Source organism: Microbacterium sp. LWH13-1.2 (genome assembly GCF_038397735.1).
GTDB lineage: Bacteria > Actinomycetota > Actinomycetes > Actinomycetales > Microbacteriaceae > Microbacterium.
This window is the reverse complement of record NZ_CP151635.1, coordinates 676,521-696,334: the sequence shown is the minus strand read 5'-3', so window position 1 is coordinate 696,334 and position 19,814 is coordinate 676,521. Positions and strand designations below refer to the sequence as shown.

Annotated in this window: 19 protein-coding genes; 13 read left to right on the top strand and 6 right to left on the bottom strand. The window is 67.7% G+C overall.

Translation table 11 applies throughout. The features are described 5' to 3' along the window. Nucleotides 1-360, top strand: coding sequence for a Fe-S protein (locus MRBLWH13_RS03115; protein WP_341956860.1), 360 nt, complete (start codon nucleotides 1-3; stop codon nucleotides 358-360). A gap of 16 nt (nucleotides 361-376) precedes the next feature. On the opposite strand, the gene MRBLWH13_RS03110 is transcribed toward MRBLWH13_RS03115, so the two are convergent. The 3 genes from MRBLWH13_RS03110 to MRBLWH13_RS03100 form a co-directional block, all read right to left on the bottom strand. Continuing rightward, nucleotides 377-1,462, bottom strand: coding sequence for an ATP-binding protein (locus MRBLWH13_RS03110; protein ID WP_341956859.1), 1,086 nt, complete (start codon nucleotides 1,460-1,462; stop codon nucleotides 377-379). 137 nt (nucleotides 1,463-1,599) lie between these two features. Beyond that, the gene (locus MRBLWH13_RS03105; RefSeq protein WP_341956858.1) at nucleotides 1,600-1,977 is read right to left on the bottom strand and encodes an SHOCT domain-containing protein; all 378 of its coding nucleotides are present in this window, start codon (nucleotides 1,975-1,977) and stop codon (nucleotides 1,600-1,602) included. 44 nt (nucleotides 1,978-2,021) lie between these two features. Next, the gene (locus MRBLWH13_RS03100; RefSeq protein WP_341956857.1) at nucleotides 2,022-2,279 is read right to left on the bottom strand and encodes a hypothetical protein; all 258 of its coding nucleotides are present in this window, start codon (nucleotides 2,277-2,279) and stop codon (nucleotides 2,022-2,024) included. A gap of 203 nt (nucleotides 2,280-2,482) precedes the next feature. Between MRBLWH13_RS03100 and MRBLWH13_RS03095 the strand changes: the two genes are divergently transcribed. The 6 genes from MRBLWH13_RS03095 to MRBLWH13_RS03070 all read left to right on the top strand — a co-directional run bounded on the left by MRBLWH13_RS03095 (nucleotide 2,483) and on the right by MRBLWH13_RS03070 (nucleotide 10,524). Further along, the gene (locus MRBLWH13_RS03095; RefSeq protein ID WP_341956856.1) at nucleotides 2,483-5,005 is read left to right on the top strand and encodes a LuxR C-terminal-related transcriptional regulator; all 2,523 of its coding nucleotides are present in this window, start codon (nucleotides 2,483-2,485) and stop codon (nucleotides 5,003-5,005) included. A gap of 63 nt (nucleotides 5,006-5,068) precedes the next feature. Next, nucleotides 5,069-5,224, top strand: a complete 156-nt coding sequence (locus MRBLWH13_RS03090; RefSeq protein WP_341956855.1) for a hypothetical protein — start codon at nucleotides 5,069-5,071, stop codon at nucleotides 5,222-5,224. A gap of 14 nt (nucleotides 5,225-5,238) precedes the next feature. Beyond that, complete coding sequence (locus tag MRBLWH13_RS03085; RefSeq protein ID WP_341956854.1) at nucleotides 5,239-6,711, top strand: hypothetical protein; 1,473 nt, start codon at nucleotides 5,239-5,241, stop codon at nucleotides 6,709-6,711. A 155-nt stretch (nucleotides 6,712-6,866) separates the two neighbouring features. Next, nucleotides 6,867-8,132, top strand: a complete 1,266-nt coding sequence (locus tag MRBLWH13_RS03080; RefSeq protein ID WP_341956853.1) for a DUF2252 domain-containing protein — start codon at nucleotides 6,867-6,869, stop codon at nucleotides 8,130-8,132. 26 nt (nucleotides 8,133-8,158) lie between these two features. Next, the gene (locus MRBLWH13_RS03075; RefSeq protein WP_341956852.1) at nucleotides 8,159-8,905 is read left to right on the top strand and encodes an ion channel; all 747 of its coding nucleotides are present in this window, start codon (nucleotides 8,159-8,161) and stop codon (nucleotides 8,903-8,905) included. Then, nucleotides 8,902-10,524 (top strand): MFS transporter, encoded by a 1,623-nt coding sequence (locus tag MRBLWH13_RS03070; protein ID WP_341956851.1) that lies wholly within the window; start codon nucleotides 8,902-8,904, stop codon nucleotides 10,522-10,524. The genes MRBLWH13_RS03075 and MRBLWH13_RS03070 overlap by 4 nt, the downstream gene beginning before the upstream one ends. A gap of 25 nt (nucleotides 10,525-10,549) precedes the next feature. On the opposite strand, the gene MRBLWH13_RS03065 is transcribed toward MRBLWH13_RS03070, so the two are convergent. Beyond that, nucleotides 10,550-11,584: a LacI family DNA-binding transcriptional regulator gene (locus MRBLWH13_RS03065; RefSeq protein WP_341956850.1), complete on the bottom strand. Its 1,035-nt coding sequence runs from the start codon at nucleotides 11,582-11,584 to the stop codon at nucleotides 10,550-10,552. Between the two features lie 109 nt (nucleotides 11,585-11,693). On the opposite strand from MRBLWH13_RS03065, the gene MRBLWH13_RS03060 reads away from it, so the two are divergent. The 5 genes from MRBLWH13_RS03060 to MRBLWH13_RS03040 all read left to right on the top strand — a co-directional run bounded on the left by MRBLWH13_RS03060 (nucleotide 11,694) and on the right by MRBLWH13_RS03040 (nucleotide 17,173). Next, nucleotides 11,694-12,611, top strand: a complete 918-nt coding sequence (locus MRBLWH13_RS03060; RefSeq protein WP_056508607.1) for a sugar ABC transporter permease — start codon at nucleotides 11,694-11,696, stop codon at nucleotides 12,609-12,611. 1 nt (nucleotide 12,612) lies between these two features. Further along, nucleotides 12,613-13,503 (top strand): carbohydrate ABC transporter permease, encoded by an 891-nt coding sequence (locus tag MRBLWH13_RS03055; protein WP_341956849.1) that lies wholly within the window; start codon nucleotides 12,613-12,615, stop codon nucleotides 13,501-13,503. Between the two features lie 68 nt (nucleotides 13,504-13,571). Then, nucleotides 13,572-14,927 carry a sugar ABC transporter substrate-binding protein gene (locus MRBLWH13_RS03050; RefSeq protein WP_341956848.1) on the top strand — a complete coding sequence of 452 codons (1,356 nt, stop codon included), beginning with the start codon at nucleotides 13,572-13,574 and terminating at the stop codon, nucleotides 14,925-14,927. A 64-nt stretch (nucleotides 14,928-14,991) separates the two neighbouring features. Further along, on the top strand, nucleotides 14,992-16,734 hold the full coding sequence (locus tag MRBLWH13_RS03045; RefSeq protein WP_341956847.1) for a beta-galactosidase family protein: 1,743 nt from the start codon (nucleotides 14,992-14,994) through the stop codon (nucleotides 16,732-16,734). 73 nt (nucleotides 16,735-16,807) lie between these two features. Next, a complete protein-coding gene (locus MRBLWH13_RS03040; protein WP_341956846.1) occupies nucleotides 16,808-17,173 on the top strand; it encodes an HNH endonuclease in 366 nt (121 codons plus the stop codon). A gap of 5 nt (nucleotides 17,174-17,178) precedes the next feature. Here the strand turns inward: MRBLWH13_RS03040 and MRBLWH13_RS03035 are convergent, their stop codons facing one another. Both MRBLWH13_RS03035 and MRBLWH13_RS03030 read right to left on the bottom strand, forming a co-directional pair. Further along, a complete protein-coding gene (locus MRBLWH13_RS03035) occupies nucleotides 17,179-17,703 on the bottom strand; it encodes a GAF domain-containing protein (protein WP_341956845.1) in 525 nt (174 codons plus the stop codon). After that, nucleotides 17,700-18,197, bottom strand: a complete 498-nt coding sequence (locus MRBLWH13_RS03030) for a metallophosphoesterase (protein WP_341956844.1) — start codon at nucleotides 18,195-18,197, stop codon at nucleotides 17,700-17,702. The genes MRBLWH13_RS03035 and MRBLWH13_RS03030 overlap by 4 nt, the downstream gene beginning before the upstream one ends. Nucleotides 18,198-18,345: 148 nt before the next feature. Here MRBLWH13_RS03030 and MRBLWH13_RS03025 point away from each other — a divergent pair, with 148 nt between their 5' ends. After that, a complete protein-coding gene (locus tag MRBLWH13_RS03025) occupies nucleotides 18,346-19,806 on the top strand; it encodes an MFS transporter (protein ID WP_341956843.1) in 1,461 nt (486 codons plus the stop codon). Nucleotides 19,807-19,814 lie beyond the last annotated feature (8 nt).

The following is a 19,814-nucleotide window of genomic DNA, read 5'->3' as shown; positions in this document are numbered from 1 at the left end:
ATGGAGACTCTGCGCCACGTCGTTCTGTTCGTCCACCTCATCGGCTTCGCCGTGCTGTTCGGGGCCTGGGCGGTGCAGGCGTTCGGCGGAAAGCGCGAGTTCACCCGGCTGATGAGCATCGGCATGACGATCGCCGCGGTCGCAGGTCTCGCCCTCGCCGCTCCGTGGGGTCTGCCCGACGGCGTCGAGATGAACTACGCCAAGATCGGCACGAAGCTCGTGGTGCTGCTCGCGATCGGCGCGCTTCTCGGCATCGGCGCCTCGAGGCAGCGCAAGTCCGGATCCGTGCCCGTCGCGATGTTCTGGCTGGTCGGCATCCTGACGGCGCTCAACGCCGGCATCGCAGTCATCTGGCGCTGAACCGCGGATCACTCGGTCACGAGCGCAGCGGTACTCGCACGTCTGCGCCCGCTTCCTCGGTCAGCCGCTCCCCCATCTGCGCGAACGTCGGCTGCGCGATGAAGCCACCGGCGAACAGCGCCTGCCCCTGAGCGAATCCCTGGGCCCGGCGGATGTCGTCCTCTCCCACGAAGCCGAACACGTCGGCCAGCTCGGCGATGTCCCTCGGGGCGTTCACGCGCATGAGGCCGAGGTTGTCGCACTGCGAGAGCACGTTGGGGTGGATCTTGGTGGGCCGCTGCGTCGACAGGAAGAGCCAGAGACCGAACTTGCGTCCCTCCGCCGCGATCTGCACGAGCCTCTCGGTGACAGCCTTCTCGACGGCGGTGCGCGGCTCGGGTGAGCAGAGGTTGTGCGCCTCGTCGATCACGATGAGGAGCGGCCGACGGCTCTCTCGCTGCATCCACAGCGCCTCGAGCACGGCGAGCGCTGCCACCTTCGGCTCCGCAGGGTGGTCGAATCCCCCGAGGTCGAGGACGGTGGCCCTCGGCCGTTCAGCGATCACATCGACGACGGATCCGGCTCCTCTGGACCAGAGGTCCCACTCGAGCACCTGCAGGTTCTCCATGCGATTCGCGAGCCGGATATGCGCCGGGTCTCCTGTCGCGCGGAACTGTCTCAGCATGTCGTCGGCGTCGAAGTCCGTGGTGCTGACGGGCCAGTGGAGCAGGACGTTGTACTCCTCGGCATCGGCGATCGGGTCGATCTGCAGAACCGCGGCCTTGGCGGCCGGAGACAGATCGATGTATCGGGCGTGCAGCTTGTCGCCCTCTCCGTGACCCGATCGGAACACGCGGATGTCGGTCTGCGCGATGGCGGCCGCATGCTCGGTCGAAGCGCCCGCTCTCGTCTCCGCCAGCCTCACGAAGTCGGCATTCGGATCAAGGATGAGCATCGGCAGTTCGGTGTGCAGCAGGAGCTGCTCGAGCACGACGCCGAGCGCGTATGTCTTGCCGCTGCCGCTCTGGCCGCACCAGAACGTGTGCCGGTTGAAGCGGCGTGCGTCCAGCTGCACGGACGTCTCCGCATCATCCGTCATCATGCCTATGGTCAGTTCGGTCATGCCCGGCCTCCCGCCCTTCGTCGGCCTCCAGCTTGCCTCGGACTCCCGACGGGGTCATCACACTTCTCGGGTGACTCGGCTCGCCCGTCCAGGTGGTCGACGGACGTCCTCCGCCCGTCGGCCGCTCCCCGGATCGGCTAGGACGCGAGCGCCTTCGCCTTGAGCGTCTCGAACTCGGCCTGGGTGATCACGCCCGAATCGAGAAGTCCTCGTGCCTTCGTGATGTCGTCGGCCGGAGAAGACCCCGCGGTCTCCCGGATGTAGGCGGTCTGAGCGGCGTGCAGTTCGGCGATCTGCTCGCCGCGCCGCTGCGCCATCCCCTGCCCGCGGGCGATGAGATACACGAGTGATGTCAGGAACGGGAGGAAGACGAGGAAGATGATCCACACCGCCTTCAGCCAGCCGTTCAGAGAGCTGTCTCGGAAGATGTCGCCGATGATCGTGAAGACGACCATGAGGTACGAGATGAAGACGAAGGCCCAGAAGAACCAGGCCACGAGATCCCAGATGGACATGCGCGATGCCTTTCGGTCGGAGGTGGTGAGTACCAGCTCCGAAGCTAGCCACGTGCGGATGCGCCCGCGTCACCCTGCGCGGGTGACGCGTCCTGCACCGCGGGGACGGGATTCACCGAGATGACCTCGATGTGGAGGTCGTCGAAGGCTCCGAGAAGACCCAGCAGGCGCGGCTGATCGTCGACCGGTCCGAGGATGCTCGTGAGTCCGCCTGGTCTGTCCTGCACCGTGAAGCCGTCCAGCGCCTGTGCGAGCTGCGGGCTCATCCGTCCTCGGACGAGCACTTCGAAGACCCGGGTCATGACGACAGCCTCTCTGGAGCACGAGCAACATCGGCGCGAGCGCGATCGTCCCATGATGCACGCGCGCATCGGAGCCGTCCTCATCCTCTGCGGATGATCTGAACCGGCTGTGGATGATGCGACCGCGCCCTGCCATACTGACAGCGGAATCGCCGATGACAGCCATACCTCCCCCGCCGGCCCACGCCGTCGAGCGACCACGATTGCGTAGCCGACTCGACGCGACGCTGAACGCGCCCCTCAGCGTCGTCGTCGCCCCGGCCGGCTCCGGCAAGACGGTGCTGCTGTCGCAGTGGGCGGCATCGCACCCCGACGTGCGTGTCATCTGGATCGGGCTGGAGCAGGCCGACAGCGATCCGCGCCGCCTCCTCGATCACCTGCTGAGCGCGGTGCTGCCCCCCGGCCGCGGGACGAGAGACCTCGGACGGCCCCATGCCGTCAACGCGCGCGCCTTGGGGCGTCCTGTCCTCGAGTCTCTCGTCGGCGTCTTCCGCGAGCATCCCCCCGTCGTGCTCGTGCTCGACGACCTGCAGCACCTCGCCGGGTCGCCGCTGCTGCCAGACCTCTGGTGGCTCGCCGACAACGTTCCCGAGCACACCCACCTCATCTTCTCGTCACGTATCGACTACGGCCTCGGCTGGGGGCGTCACCGGCTGAGCCACTCGCTGATCGAGCTGCGACAGAGCGACCTTGCGCTCGATGAGGCCGCGAGTGCGACGCTGCTCGAACGGATCATCGGCGCTCCCGTCAGCCCCCGCACTCTCTCAGCGGTCATGGAGCGCACCGAGGGGTGGGCCGCCGGCGTGGTGCTGACCGGTCTCGGTCTGCGCAGCGAAGCTGATCCGGAGCAGTTCGCGAGGGAGCTGCGCGGCACCGATCGCCTCATCTCCGAGTATCTGAGCGAACAGGCTCTGGCCCAGCAGCCTCCCGAGCGCCGATCGCTGCTGCTGCGCCTGTCGGTCCTCGACCGGATGTCCGCAGAACTCGTCGAGTCGATCCTCTCCGTCGACGACTCGACGTCGCTCTTCGAGGAGCTCGAGAGAGAGTCGATGTTCCTCGTCGCACTCGATCGGAATCGGGAGTGGTTCCGCTTCCACCCGATGTTCCGAGAGCTCCTGCGCTACCGGTTGAAGGCCGAGCACCCGGGAGCTGCGACCGAGATCCGCAGGGCCGCGGCCGATTGGCACCTCGCCCGGGGCGATGCGCCTTCTGCCATCGACTACCTCCTCGGGGCCGGATCGTGGGACCGGGCGGCGACCGTCATCTCCGGACACGGCCGCGAGGTGCTCGAACGCAACGACACCGTGTCTGTCAGCCGGTGGCTCGATGCGTTGCCGGCAGAGTTCCGTGCGACCCGACCTGACGTCGAGATCCTGCGCGGGATGCTGCTGATGATGAACGGAGACGCGGCCCGAGCCGAGGACGTGCTGCGCGAACAGGCCGATCGGCCGACTCTCACGCCGGACCGATCGGCGATCATCCACACGTATCTCGCCGCGCGGGTGCAGTTCCGGTCTGATCCCCGCGTCGCACTGCAGGCTGCCGAATCGGCTGCAGTGCTGCTCCGCGAGCATCCGGATCTGCACCCACCCGAGCTGCTGGGCCTCACCCACCCGCACCTGCTGCGCACGAGTTCGCTGACTTCGGCGGGCCGCGCGCTCTTCCTCGCCGGCGATCTCGCCGCGGCGCGACGACGATTCGACGAGGCGCTCGCCGAGCCGGGCGCCCAGTACAGCCTGTACCGCATCCATCTCCTCGGCTCGCTCGCGCTGCTGGAGGCGTGGGCAGGACGGCTGCGCGTCGCCACGGCATTCTCGGAGGAAGCACTGGACCTGGCCGCCGAGACCGGGCTGCTCGCACATCCGTCGCCCGCGGATGCCTTCCTCGCGGCGGCGCTCGCATCGATCGAGCGGGGCACCCCGTCCGCCGCCGCCACACCCCTGCACGAGGGTGCGCTCCGCGCCGTCGCGAACCACCGCACTCAGCTCATGTGGATCGCGCACCTCACGAGGGTTCTCAGCGAGGGAGACGTCGTCGACCCGGTCGATCCTCTTCCGTCGACGCCGCCGCCGATCGTCGCGGAGGCGCTCGAAGCCGAGGAGGCTCGCGCGCTGCGCCTCGCGCATGCGTCGAACGGTGGATTGCGTCATCCGTCGGCAGGACGCTGGTCGCCTCTGGTGTTCGAGGCGACCGCCGCCGCACTCACCCGCAACCGTCTCGACCTCGCTCGCGCCCACCTCGATGCTGCCTCCCCGGAGCCGCCTGAGTCGGTGCCTCGCGCCGGCGTGGAGCAGCTCATCCTCCGCTCCTGGCTCGACGACCGAGAGGGCGGCGCGGGCGGGGGCGCGGACGCCATGCACAGGGCCCTCGAACTGGCCTCACAGCACGATCTGGTCGCCGTCTTCGTGCGCGCGGGCCCCGAAGTCACGCGTCTGATCGCCGACCTCCCCGGCACCCCGACGCCGTTCCGCGCCACCGTGCTGGAACGGGTGAGCCTGCTCCGTCGCGCCCGCGCATCCTCGCCCGAGCTGGCCGAGCAGCTCACGGATCGCGAACTCGAGATACTCGCGTACCTGCCGACCCGGATGACCAACATCGAGCTCGCTGCCCGCTGCTACGTGTCGCCCAACACGATCAAGACCCACATGGCTCACATCTACCGAAAGCTGGCGGTTCCCAACCGCAACTCCGCCGTCGCGCGCGCTCAGGATCTCGGACTGATCTGACGCCGCGGTATATCCCCCTGAAAGGGTGACGCGGCCGTACGCCCTGAGCCCGAGAGTGGCACCGTGAGCGATGCGAGCGTGCCTGAGGAGTCACCCCTCATCATCGGGGCGCTCATCGGCGAGGCCCTGCTCGGCGCTCCGGTGTCGATCCCGATCACCGCAGCGATCCTGCTGATCATCACGCAGGTCCACATCCCGCGTCAGAACGCGAAAGTCTGAGGAAGGAGAACGCCATGGCACGGTCCACGGTCCAAGAGCTGCAGCGACGCCTCGCCGCCCTCGAAGCCGAGAACAGCGCCCTCCGTGGTGGCATCCCGGCGGTCACCCCCACGCCGACGCCCGGTCCGGTCGAGCCGCGCCGCCGATCCCGCGGGTGGGGACGCACCCTCTCGGCCACCGTCCTGATCGTGCTGGGGACGCTCATCGCCCCCCTCGCCCTCGTCGCCGCCTGGGCCAACGTGCAGCTCACCGACACCGACCGGTTCGTCGCGAGCTACAGCGTGCTCGCGAACGATCCTGCCGTGCAGGCAGCGGTCACCGACCAGGTCGTCGAGGCGATCGAGGGACAGGTGGACATACCCACCCTCACCACGGACGTGATCGACGGCGTCATCGAGCTCGGCACCGGCCCCGCGGCGACTCGTGCACTGGAGCTGCTGAAGGGACCCGCCGCGCAGGGGCTGCAATCGCTCGTGGGAAGCCTGGTCGAGCGCTTCGTCGAGTCCGAAGCGTTCGCGAACGTCTGGGCGTCGGCGCTCCGCATCAGCCACTCGCAGGTGGTGTCCGCGTTGCAGAACGATCCGGATGCAGCCATCGCACTCGGGTCCGACGGCACGATCGGGATTCAGCTGTCGCCGATCATCGACGCCGCGAAAGAAGTGCTCGTCGACCAGGGCGTCGGGTTCGCGGCATCGATTCCGACGGTCGATCGCACGATCACCGTCGCGCAGGTCGACTCCCTCGCCTCCGTCCAGCTCGCCTACGAGCTGGTGGTGGCGGCCGGACTCTGGTTGCCGTGGGTGGCGATCGTGTTCCTCGCCGCCGGCGTGGTCGTCGCGCGACGACGCTCGGTCGCGCTGATCACCGCAGCGCTCTCCCTCGGTCTCGTGATGCTGATCGTGCTCGCGGCCCTCGCCATCGGCAGGGTGCTCTTCGACGCGGCCCTCCGCAGCAACGGCATTCCCGCGGATGCCGGGGGCGCGATCTACGAACTGGTCGGCGGCGCCATGCGCGACACCGCCGTGGCTGTGCTCGTGCTCGCGCTCGTCACCGCCGTGGTCGCGTGGTTCGCGGGCCCCTTCGAGGTTCCACGACGACTTCGCGCCGTTGTGAACGGTGGCGCCGCCTCGCTGCGCGGAGCCCTGGAACGGCGCGGCCTGAGCAGCGGGCGCGTCGGCGGATGGCTGTACTCGCGACGCTCTCTCCTGAGGGGCGCGATCATCGTGGCCGGCGCGGCGGTCGTGCTGCTCGTGCGTCCGCTCAGCCCCGCGCTCGTGCTGTGGACTCTGGCCCTGTCGCTGCTCGTCGTCCTCGTCCTGGAGGTCGTCGAACGTCCGCCGACCGGCGATGCCGATGCCGATGCCGATGCCGATGCCGATGCCGATGTCATCGATGCCGTGGCGGCTGAGGACGACGCGCTGGACGACATCGCTCGTGAGAAGGCGGCCCTCGCCTCCACCGACTCCCTCGGCCGAGCCAGCTCATGACTCGGTCACCGGAGGTGGCGAAGCCGTTCGCTGAGCGGCGCGATGAAGGACGCGCCGCTCGATCGCGGATGCCCCGATCGCAGCTCGCAGCGTGGTCACCGGCCCCGGACCGGCCGGATCCCATCGATCTGCTCGAGGAGCAGGGACGATCACGGGTGCGGGAACTCACACCGGTGCGGTATGCGCGCATGGCCGTGTCGCCGCTCGCCTTCTACCGGGGGGCGGCCCTGCACATGGCATCGGACCTCGCCTCGTCCGAGCACACCGGCATCATCGCGCAGCTCTGCGGAGACGCGCACCTGTCGAACTTCGGACTGTTCAGCACCCCGGAGCGGCACCTGATCTTCGACATCAACGACTTCGATGAGACGCTTCCCGGGCCGTTCGAGTGGGATGTGAAACGACTCGCGGCGAGCTTCGCGGTGGCCAGCAGACAGCGGGGTTTCAGCGCTGACGAGGAGCGCGCCTGCGTCGTGGCCGCGGCGCACGGCTATCGGTCGGCGATGAGGGCGGCGGCGAAGTCGACAGTGCTGGATGCCTGGTACGACCGACTCGACGCGGAGCGCGCGAGGCTGTCGATCCGCCAGGCGCAGCTCGACCAGCGGGTGGGTGACGAGGAGGTACGTCGCCTGGACGCGACGATCGACAAGGCGCGAAGACGCGATCATCGGAAGGCCTTCAAGAAGCTGGTGCGCGTCGTCGACGGCCACCTGCGCATCGTCGCGGCGCCGCCGTTGATCGTCCCCGTCGAGGAACTCCTGCGCGAAGCGGGGCGTGCCGCAGACGAAGCGGATGTCATGCATCAGGTGCTCGGCGCGTATCGGACGACGCTCGTCGGCGAACGGCATCCGTTCGCCGAGTACCGGTACCGTCATATGGCGCGAAAGGTGGTCGGTGTCGGAAGCGTCGGGACGCGAGCCTGGGTGATCCTCTTCAGCGGACGGGACGACGACGACCCGCTGCTCCTTCAGGCCAAGGAGGCTCAGGCGTCCGTCCTCGAGCGCTTCCTCGGTCCGAGCGAGTTCGACGACCACGCAGAGCGCGTGGTGCGGGGGCAGCGGCTGATGCAGGCGTCCAGCGACATCTTCCTCGGGTGGCAATCCGTGGTCGGCCTCGACGGGCAGCACCGTGACTTCTACATCCGGCAGCTGCAGGACGGGAAAGGAGGCATCGATCCGGAGACGATGACCGTGCGGGGTGCGACCCTGTATGCGCGGATCTGCGGCGAGACGCTGGCGCGAGCCCACTCCCGATCCGGAGACCGGGTGCAGATCGCGGGGTATCTGGGGCGGAGCGACACGTTCGAGGAGGCGATCGCGGACTTCGCCGTCGCCTACGCGGATCAGAACCACCGTGACTTCCTGGCGCTGAAGGCAGCTCTGGCGTCGGGGCGTCTGCCGAACGAGCACGGACACGTATGAGTGGCATCAGGAGATCCGGAGACACGATGCGTGAGCGCTCGACCCTCGGCTCACACGTCGCGAGACAGGTGGTCGGCCGGCCGTCCGGGTACTGGCTCGTGCTCGCACTCCTCGTGCTCACCTATGTGCTGTGCGCCGCTCAGGGGACGACCGACCCGAGCCCACCGGCGTTCGTGCTGCAGCTGGTCGCCGTCGCCGTCGTGCTTCGAGTGACCGAGGCGCATACTCAGGTGCAGCGCACCGCCTGGATCGTGCTCGCGGCGGCAGGCATCGCCGCGGTCGTGGTGTCGGTGTTCGACCTCAAAGGACACGCCCTCGACATCTCGCTGTCCGCCGCATCGATGCTCGCCTTCCTCATCGCGCCGGTCGCGATCATCCGACACCAGGTGCGGCGCCGGGGCCTGGACGCCGAGGCTCTGCTCGCCGCGATCTCGGCGTACGCCCTGGTGGGCATGTTCTTCGCCCTGGTCTACAACCTCGTCGCACTTCTGACCGTCGCGCCGACCTTCGGCCCGACGGTCGTCGACTCGCTCTCGAGCCAGCTGTTCTTCTCGTTCACCACCCTCACGACCACCGGCTACGGCAACATCGTGCCGGCGAGCCCCACTGTGCAGGGGATCGCCGTCGCCGAGGCGATCACCGGTCAGCTGTTCCTGATCACGGCCGTGGCGCGGATCATGCGCGGCAACCGCCGGCCCGCGTACGAGACAGCTCCCGCACCTGCACCTGCACCCGCGCCCGCACCCGCACCCGCGCCCGAGGAGACCTCGTGAAGAAGTGGAACGTCGTCATCGTGCTCGGTGCCGCGCAGTTCGTCATGGTGCTCGACGGCACGGTCATGAATGTCTCGATCTCGACGGTCGTGAGCGATCTCGACACCTCCGTGACGGCGATGCAGGCGGCGATCACGTTCTACACCCTGACCATGGCGGCGTTCATGCTCCTCGGGGCGAAGCTCGGCGATGTGTGGGGTCGACGCCGCGCCTTCGTGATCGGTTCGTGCGTCTATGCCGCAGGCTCCCTCATCACGGCGCTGAGTCCGTCCGTGGGGTTCCTCTTCCTCGGGTGGTCGATCATCGAGGGGCTGGGTGCGGTGCTGGTGATCCCCGCGATCGCCGCCCTCGTCGCCGACAACTACCGAGGTGCCGAGCGCGTCACCGCCTTCGCCGTCATCGGCGCCGTGTCGGGTGCGGCGGTCGCGGCCGGTCCGCTCATCGGCGGGGCGGTGACCACGTACTCCAGCTGGCGGTTCGTCTTCGTCGCCGAGGTGGTGATCATGCTGGGCGTCGTCCTGTGTGCTCGCATCATCACCGACTCCACCCCGCGGCAGAGCATCCGCATCGACATCGGCAGCGTCCTGCTCTCGTCGGCCGGCCTCGTCCTGATCGTCTTCGGCATGCTGCAGAGCAAGACCTGGGGATGGGTGGTCCCCCTGTACACGCCAGAAATCGCGGGCGTCCCCATCGCGCCCCTCGGAGTCTCTCTGACGACCTGGTGCATCGCGCTCGGAGCCGCTCTGATCGCGCTCTTCATCAGCTGGCAGCGACGGCTGATACACGACGGCCGATCTCCTCTCATGCAGCCGGATCTGTTCTCCATCACGACTCTGCGCAGCGGGCTCTCGGTGCTCGGCGCCCAGTACGCCGTGACCGCCGGGCTGTTCTTCATGGTCCCGGTGTACCTGCAGATGACGCTCGGATACGACGCGCTCGAGACGGGCCTCAAGATCTTCCCGCTCTCGGTCTCGCTGATCCTCTTCTCGATCGTCGGCACCGCCCTGTCGCGGCGGTGGTCGCCTCGCCGCATCGTCAGAGTCGGGCAGTCGACCCTCGTGCTCAGCGCCGTGCTGCTGCTCGGTGCGGTGACCGAGGATCTTCGCGGCGTTCTGTTCGCGGCCGGCATGTTCCTCGCCGGCAGCGCCCTGGGGCTCCTCGCCTCGCAGCTCGGCAATGTCAACATGTCGAGCGTCAGTGAGAAGGACACGAGCGAGGTCGGCGGGCTGCAGGGCGTCTTCCAGAATCTGGGCTCATCGCTCGGAACCGCGCTTATCGGATCGCTCCTGATCGGAGCGCTGTCGACCTCGTTCGCGTCGGGGGTCGCCGTGAGCGATCTTCCGAGCGACGTGCGCGAGACCGTGAGCGCTGCGACGGACCGCGGCGTCACGGTGGTGCCCGCGGCGGATGTCGCCGGGATCGGCGAGGCGGCCGGCCTCAGCGACGACGACTCGAGCGAACTCGCCGACATCTACCGCGAATCCCAGCTCTCGTCACTCCGTGTGTCCTTCGTCGGGCTGATCCTGATAAGCCTGCTGTCGATCCTGTTCTCCCGGGGTATCCCGGCAGGGTTGCCGATCCGGCGCAAAGACGGCGCCGAGGTGACGGAGGAGGCCTGATCGGCGCGTCCCTCGCCGTGTGAACTCAGATCCGAGGGGATGCCGTGCTCGCGCGCACCACGAGTTCGGTGCCGACGAGCGGAGTCTGCGTGCGCTCTCCCCCGTCGAGTTCGGCGAGCAGCGCGTCGACGGCCAGCGCGCCGACCTTCTCGGGGTGCTGCTGCACGGTGGTGAGCGGAGGCCAGAGCTGCGCGGCATCCGGCAGTCCGTCGAAGCCGACCACGCTGACGTCGGTCGGGATGTCTCGTCCCGCTTCGCGGAACGCCCGCACGACGCCGATCGCCATCTGGTCGTTCGCTGCGAAGACCGCCGTGACCGTGTCGTCGTCACGGAGTCGGAGCCCCGCCCGGTAGCCGGACTCGGCCGACCAGTCCCCCTGCAGCGGCTCGGGCGCGGTGACCCCACGGGACTCGAGCGTCCGCCGCCACGACTCGCGTCGACGCTCCGCCGAGTACGACTTCGCCGGGCCCGCGATGTGCCACACGGTACTGTGCCCGAGGTCGAGCAGATGCTCGGTCGCGAGTCGGGCCCCCTGAGCCTGATCCGTGTCGACGAACGGATGCGTGTCTCCGCGGTTCGAATCGACCAGCACGACGGGCAGTCCGTCGGGGATCTCGACCTCGGCCTCATCGAGCTGGTGAGCCTCGATCACGATGATGATGCCGTCGACCGCGTGCTCCTCGAGACGGCGGAAGGCTCCCGCCACGGTGTCGCGCGCACTCGACTCGACCGGGATCAGCGTCAGCGCGTACCCCATCTGCGAGGCGCGGACGGCGATCGCGTCGAGAGTGCGCTGATTCCCGTAGGAGCTGAACGAGAACATGATGACGCCGATCGCCCGGAATCGACCGGAGCGAAGGGCCCTGGCGGCGCTGTTCGGCCGGTAGCCGAGCCGCTGCATGGCGTCTTCGACGCGCACTCTGGTCGCAGCTCCGACATACCCTCGGGCGTTCACGACGCGGGAGACGGTCTGCCCGGAGACACCGGCCTCACGCGCCACGTCTTCCATCGACGGGTCTCTCCGCCGCTGCGGCGGCTCTGCCGACTGCTCCGAGGTCACGATCAACCATCCATTCATATGTTGACGTTGACACACTAGCAGTGGGTCGCATATGTTGACGTTGACACACGGCGCGGTGAGCGCTCGATCTCTAAGAAGGTTCTCGTCAATGACGACTCAAGATTCCGCAATCCTTGCGGGCAACGGCATCCGCCGGCGCGAGAAGCGCGACTGGAAGGGCTGGGCCTTCGTCGGCCCGTTCATGGTCGTGTTCGCGCTGGTGTTCCTGACACCTCTCGCCTATGCGCTGTACCTCAGCTTCTTCCAGGAGAAGCTGATCGGCGGCACCGCGTTCGTGGGAATCGACAACTACGTGCGCGCGCTCACCGACCCCCAGTTCTGGGAGGCGTTCGGCCGCGTCGTCCTGTTCCTCGTGGTGCAGGTGCCGATCATGCTCGTCCTCGCCCTCGCGGCAGCGCTCGCCCTCGACAGCGCACGGCTGCGCGGAGCATCCTTCTTCCGCATCCTGATCTTCCTGCCGTATGCGGTGCCGGCTGTCGTCGCCGTGCTCATGTGGGGATACATCTACGGCGACCAGTTCGGTCTGACGTCGAACCTCAACGACTTCCTCGGCAGCGACCTGATCACCCCGTTCGCTCGCGAATGGATCCTCGTCTCGATCGGAAACATCGTGACGTGGCAGTTCGTCGGCTACAACATGCTGATCTTCTACTCCTCGCTGAAGACGATCCCGACGGACATGTACGAGGCGGCTTCCCTCGACGGCGCCGGGGCGTGGCGCACGATCTTCTCGATCAAGATCCCCAACGTCCGCGGTGCCCTCGTGATCGCGACGATCTTCTCGATCATCGGCAGCTTCCAGCTCTTCAACGAACCCAACATCCTGCGACCTCTGGCACCGAACGTGATCACGACGTACTTCACACCCAACATGTACGCGTACAACCTCTCGTTCGCCGGACAGCAGTTCAACTACGCCGCGACGATCGCCATCATCATGGGCGTCATCACCGCAGTGATCGCCTACGTCGTGCAGCTGCGCGGCTCGAAGTCGGAGGTGCGCTGACATGGCACTCCCCCTCGCTCGCCCGTCCCAGAAGCGCCACGATCTGCTGAATCCGCGCAAGTCCAAGACTCTGCTCATCGTGATGGTCGCGTATGCGCTGTACACGCTCGTGCCGCTCGTCTGGCTGCTGTTCAGCTCGACGAAGACCCAGGCGGGCCTGTTCAGCTCGTTCGGTCTGTGGTTCTCCGACGACTTCGCGTTCTTCGACAACCTCGTCGAGACCTTCTCGTACCAGGACGGCATCTTCCTGCGCTGGCTCGGCAACACGCTGCTGTACGTGGTCGTCGGAGCCGGCGGCGCGACCCTGCTCGCGACCATGGCCGGCTACGGACTCGCGAAGTACCGCTTCCCCGGCCGCCGCGCGGTGTTCGCCGTCGTGCTCGGAGCGGTCGCCGTCCCGGGCACCGCTCTCGCCGTGCCGACCTTCCTGCTGTTCAGCGAGTTGGGACTCACCAACACCCCGTGGGCTGTCATCATCCCCTCGCTCATCAGCCCGTTCGGCCTGTACCTGATCTGGGTCTTCGCCTCGGATTCGGTGCCGACCGAGCTGCTCGAGGCCGCGCGCATCGACGGCGCCGGCGAGTTCCGCACCTTCTTCACGATCTCGATGCGACTGCTCGCACCCGGAATCGTGACGGTCACCCTCTTCACCGTGGTGGCGACCTGGAACAACTACTTCCTGCCGCTGATCATGCTGTCCGACCCCGACTGGTACCCGCTCACCGTCGGCCTCAACCAGTGGAGCAACCAGGCGATCGGCGCAGGGTCTCAGCCGATCTACAACCTCGTGATCATGGGCTCGCTCCTCACCATCATCCCGATCGTCATCGCTTTCCTGCTGCTGCAGAGGTTCTGGCAGTCAGGTCTCACCGCCGGAAGCGTCAAGCAGTAGCTCCCGGCATCCCTCCGCACCGCACACGTCGGTCCGATGAAGGACCGCACCCCCGAAAGGACACAGCAATGAAGCACCTTCCCTCACCCGCCGCACGGCGCACCCTCGCGGTGCTCGCGGCCGGAACCGTGGCAGCGCTGGCGCTGGCCGGTTGCAGCACCGGCGACGCAGGCTCAGGCTCGGCCGCCGGCGACGGCTCGTTCGACTCGGTCGAAGCGGCTCTCGAGAAGGGCGGCGAGATCACGTACTGGTCGTGGACGCCCTCTGCCGAGGCTCAGGTCGAGGCGTTCGAGAAGGAGTACCCGAATGTGAAGGTGAACGTGGTCAACGCGGGCACCAACAACGAGGAGTACACCAAGCTGCAGAACGCGATCAAGGCAGGCTCGGGTGCCCCCGACGTCGTGCAGATCGAGTACTACGCCTTCCCCCAGTTCGCGCTCACCGACGCGTTCGTCGACCTCTCGCAGTACGGCTTCGCCGACTTCGAGGACGACTACACCGCCTCGACGTGGAACTCCGTCACCGACGGCGACGCGATCTACGGCCTGCCGCAGGACTCGGGCCCCATGGCCCTCTTCTACAACAAGGCTGTCTTCGACGCCGCCGGTGTCGCCGTGCCGACCACGTGGGACGAGTACTACGAGGCCGCCAAGGCGATCCACACTGCGAACCCCGACGCCTACATCACCAACGACACCGGCGACGCGGGTTTCGCGACGTCGATGATCTGGCAGGCGGGCGGCAAGCCGTTCGCCACCTCGGGCACCGACGTCACGATCGACCTGCAGGACGACGGCTCCAAGAAGTGGACCGAGAACTGGAACCGCCTCGTCGAGGAAGACCTGCTCGCCCCGTACGGCAGCTGGAGCGACGAGTGGTTCCGCGCCCTCGGCGACGGCAGCCTCGCGACGCTCGTGATCGGCGCCTGGATGCCCGGAAACCTGATCACCGGAGCGCCCGACGGAGCCGGTGACTGGCGCGTCGCCCCGATGCCGACCTACGACGGCACCCCGGCGACCGCCGAGAACGGCGGCGGCGGCCAGGCCGTCACGACGCAGAGCAAGAACCCGGAACTCGCTGCCGGATTCCTGTGGTGGCTGAACAACTCGGAGGACAGCATCTCGACCTTCCTCGAGTCGGGCGGCTTCCCGTCGACCACCGCCGAGCTCTCGAGCGAGGAGTTCCTCGCCGATGCACCCGAGTACTTCGGCGGCCAGAAGATCAACGAGGTCCTCGCCGCTGCGGCCGACGACGTCGTCGAAGGCTGGAGCTACCTGCCCTACCAGGTCTACGGCAACAGCATCTTCGGTGACACCGTGGGCCAGTCGTACCAGAACGGCACCGACCTGAACGAGGGGCTGGTGACCTGGCAGGACGCGCTGGTCGAGTACGGCAACTCGCAGGGCTTCGCCGTCAACAAGTAATTGCACGTCCGGGCGGGACGGGGACTCGCTCCCCGTCCCGCCCTCCCATCGAAAGCACCGCATCGTGACCTCCTTCTCCATCGGCGAGACAGACTTCCTCCGCGCCGGAATCCCCCACCGGGTGATCGCCGGCGCCATCCACTACTTCCGGGTGCACCCCGACCAGTGGCAGGACCGCATCCGCAAGGCCCGCCTGATGGGGCTCAACACGATCGAGACGTACGTCGCCTGGAACGCTCACGAACCCCGCAGGGGCGAGTGGGATGCCGCGGGGTGGAACGACCTGGGGCGCTTCCTCGACCTGATCCAGGCCGAGGGCATGGACGCGATCGTCCGCCCAGGCCCCTACATCTGCGCCGAATGGCACAACGGCGGTCTGCCGAACTGGCTCACCGCGGGCGAGCGCGAGCTGCGCTCGTCCGAGCCCACCTACCTCGCCGAGGTGAGCGAGTACCTCCGTCGGGTCTACGAGATCGTCGCTCCGCGGCAGATCGACCGCGGCGGCCCGGTCGTGCTCGTGCAGATCGAGAACGAATACGGCGCGTACGGCTCCGACAAGGCCTACCTCGAGGCCCTCGTCGCACTGACGCGTGAGGCAGGGATCACCGTCCCGCTCACCACCGTCGACCAGCCCACCGACCAGATGCTTGCAGACGGCAGCCTTCCCGAGCTGCACAAGACCGGTTCGTTCGGCTCACGCAGCGCCGAGCGCCTCGCGACGCTGCGCAGCCACCAGCCCACGGGTCCGCTGATGTGCTCGGAGTTCTGGGACGGATGGTTCGACTGGTGGGGCGGCGTGCATCACACGACAGACGTCGCAGCGGCCGCCGCCGACCTCGATGAGCTGCTTGCCGCCGGTGCCTCGGTCAACATCTACATGTTCCACGGCGGCACGAACTTCGGACTCACGAACGGAGCCAACCACAAGGGCCGCTACCTGCCGATCGTCACGTCGTACGACTACGACGCGCCTCTGGACGAAGCCGGGAACCCGACCGCGAAGTTCTTCGCATTCCGCGACGTCATCGCGAAGTACGCGCCCGTGCCGGATGAGCTTCCGGCCGCGGCCGACCCCGCGCCGGCCTTCTCGGTGCCATTGAGTGCGGCGGGTGCATGGACGGATGCTGCGGCGAGCGCTCCCTCATCATCACAGCCCGTCACGTTCGACCAGTTGGAGCACCTGAGCGCCCTGGTCCGCTACGACGTCTCCCTGCCCGAGGGCCGGGGCGGGCAGCTCGTTCTCGAAGAGGTTCGCGACCTCGCCTGGGTGAGCGTCGACGGTCAGCCCGTCGGCACGCTCTCGCGCACCCGTCATGACCGTTCTCTGCGCATCCCGTCGGGGCGTACGCTCAGCATCCTGGTCGAAGAGCAGGGCCGTGTGAACTACGACCACCGGCTCGGCGAGCAGAAGGGCCTCATCGGCACTCCTGTGCTCGACGGTGTTTCGCTGACCGGCTGGCACTCGACACCGCTCGACGTCGCGGCCCTGGCTGCGGAGATCGGTTCGCGCGCCGCGGAGTCGTCGGTCGCGGCGACGACTGGTCCGTCGGCGTGGGTCGCGGACTTCGACCTCGACTCCCCCGCAGACCTCTTCCTCGACACCGCGTCCTGGAGCAAGGGCTACGCGTTCGTCAACGGGTTCTTCCTCGGGCGTTACTGGCGAAACGGCCCGCAGCGCACCCTCTTCGTGCCCGCCCCCGCGACCCTCGCCGGGGCGAACAGGCTCGTTGTGCTCGAGCTCGAGCACCTGCTCGACCCGACCGCCGACTTCGTCTCGGCGCTCGCTCTCGGCGACGCCGAGGAATAGAGCGGCCCAGGGGAATAGGACGACACAGAGGAATTGAGCGCAGGCACGGGCATCCGCCCAGTACCGTGTGTCTGTGCCGCGCAGAAGGTTCTCCACCCCCACGCCCGCTGCGCGCGCCCGTTATGCGAAGCGACGTCAGGGCCGCGTGGCGCGGGCGGACAACGACCTCACCGTCGAGCAGTGGGCTTCGCTGCGAGAGGCCTGGGGAGGATGCGCGTATTGCGGAGCGGGCGACATCGCACTGCAACGCGATTGCGTGATGCCGATCTCGCGAGGCGGGCGATACACCGTCGAGAACGTCGTTCCTGCATGCGGGTCGTGCAACGCGAGCAAGCGCAACGACGAGGTCACGTCGTGGATGAGACGCAAGCGACTCGACGAACGGGCGTTCCTCACCCGATACGACGCGATCCTCCGCGACCTGCGCCAGGCCGACTGAACGGCTCACTGCCGGCTGCGTCGGGACTTCCAGACGGCTGCCGTGAGACGAGCGGCGTCGGCTCGGGTGATGCTCTGCCAGTTGCGACCGCCGCGTGAGAAGGCCTCGTGCACGCCGGGAGGCACCGCGGCCGCCTCGACCGGACGATCGAGCCAGTCGCACGCGCGCACGTGCACGAGGTCGACATCCCGGGCGTCGGCCGAGGCGTCGTAGCGCCACGGCCCGGTGATCCGTCCCAGCCACAGGAGGCCATCGGCGTCGCGCGTCCAGACGAACACGCCCTCGGTGACCGACGCGAACCGCTCGAGTCGGCGTGCCATCCGTTCTCCGTGCACCGCATCCACCGCGGCGAGCGCATCGGCGATCGAGTGCGGTGCCTCGTCGAGCCTGCCGCCCATTCCGCACACGCCGAGCTTCAGTGCCCGCTCGACAGCCGGGCCGTCGCTCACGTCGTCGTCGCGCGAGCGCATCGGAGCGCGGTATGCCGAGGGCACCTCTGCGTCGTCGCTTCCGCGAGGTGTGGCGCTCATACGAGCGGCACCAGGGTGGCATCGATCCGTCGCTCGTCGATCGTGACCCCCATCATCGTGCAGAACGGCTGACGGCGCCGATCGGTCGGAGACCCGGGATTCACCAGGCGCAGCCCGGAAGGGGCGACGGTGTCCCAGGGGATGTGCGAGTGCCCGAACACGAGCAGATCCACGTCGGGGAACGCGACATCCATCCGCTCCTCGCGCTTCTGCCGCTGGCCGGTCTCGTGCACCACCGCCACCTCGACCTGTTCGACGGTGAAGCGAGCGATCTCGGGCAGGCGCTCGCGCAGCTCGGGGCCGTCGTTGTTGCCGTAGACGCCATGCAGGACCCGCGAGCGGGTTTCGAGCAGATCCAGCGTCGCGAGGTCGACCCAGTCCCCCGCGTGGATCACGATGTCGGCGTCGTCGACCGCCCGCAGCACCGCGTCGGGGAGCCGCTTGGCCCGCTTCGGAACGTGGGTGTCGGCGATCAGCAGCAGTCTGGTCGTCACGGTCTCCCCCTCTCCCCCGGACATCAGAGTCCGTCTCCGACTCTACGCACGCGCGCCCCGCGGACGTCACACGCACCCAGCAAACGTTCAGGAAGGCGTAGGATCTCTCGGTGCCTTGGTATACCGGGCCATGGATCTAAGGAGCAGCATGAGTACGACCACAGCGCCCGCGAATCCGCGCTCGCGCGTCATCACGGCGAGCCTCGTCGGCACAACGATCGAGTTCTACGACTTCTACGCCTATGCGACAGCGGCCGTGCTCGTATTCCCGGTGCTCTTCTTCCCCACGGGCAACGACACCACCTCGCTGCTGTCGTCGTTCGCGGTGTTCGGTGCGGCGATGGTCGCCCGCCCGATCGGCGCGGTGGTCTTCGGTCACTTCGGCGACAAGTTCGGTCGCAAGGCCACGCTCGTCGCCTCTCTGCTCACGATGGGCATCGCGACGTTCATCATCGGGCTTCTGCCCACGTTCCAGCAGATCGGCTGGTGGGCCGCTCTGCTGCTGCTGATCATGCGTCTGGCGCAGGGCTTCGCGCTCGGTGGAGAGTGGTCGGGTGCAGCTCTCGTCGCGACCGAGAACGCTCCGGCGGGCAAGCGCGCCTGGTACGGCACGTTCCCGCAGCTCGGCGCACCGCTGGGCTTCATCATCGCCAACTTCCTCTTCCTCGGAATCAACTGGCTGCTGCCGCACGCCGAGAACCCGGCCCTCAAGTCCGAGGCGTTCCTGTCGTGGGGCTGGCGCATCCCGTTCCTGTTCTCCGCGGTGATGGTCATCATCGGCCTGTGGGTGCGTCTGAAGCTCGTCGAGTCCGACACGTTCAAGAAGGCGGAGGAGAAGGGCGCGATCCGCAAGCTGCCGCTGGCGACAGTCTTCCGTCATCACTGGAAGCAGCTGATCCTCGGCACGTTCATCATGCTGGCGACGTACGTCCTCTTCTACCTCATGACGAACTTCACCCTGGCGTACGGTACGAAGCCGGCCACGCTCGAGACCGCATCCGCTGCCGCACAGGCGGCCGCGGAGGCGACGGGCAAGGACTTCGACGCGTCAGCCTTCGCCGCCCAGTTCTATCCGGGGCTGGGCTTCGGCTACACGGACTTCGTTCTCATGCAGATCGTAGGCGTCGTGTTCTTCGGCATCTTCACCCTGCTCTCCGGTCCGATCGCCGACTCGATCGGTCGTCGCAAGCTGCTGCTGTGGGTCACCGGGCTCATCATCGTGTTCGGCTTCACGTTCAACGCCTTCCTGCTCCCGGCGATGGACCCGAAGTTCACCGGTGCGCTGGCACAGGCATTCCTCGTGTTCGGCTTCATGCTCATGGGCGCGACGTTCGGCCCGATGGGCGCGCTGCTTCCGGAGCTCTTCCCGACGAACGTCCGATACACGGGATCCGCGATCTCGTACAACGTGTCGTCGATCCTCGGCGCCGCCGTGGCCCCGCTCATCGCCCTCTGGCTCTGGGAGCTCGGCGACGGCGCTCCCTGGCTCGTCGGCCTGTATCTGTCGGCGATGGGAGTGCTGACGTTCGTCGCACTGCTGCTGTCGAAGGAGACCAAAGACAACGACTACGACGAAGACCTCGGCGTCGCGGCGGCCGTCGAACTCTGACACGTCAC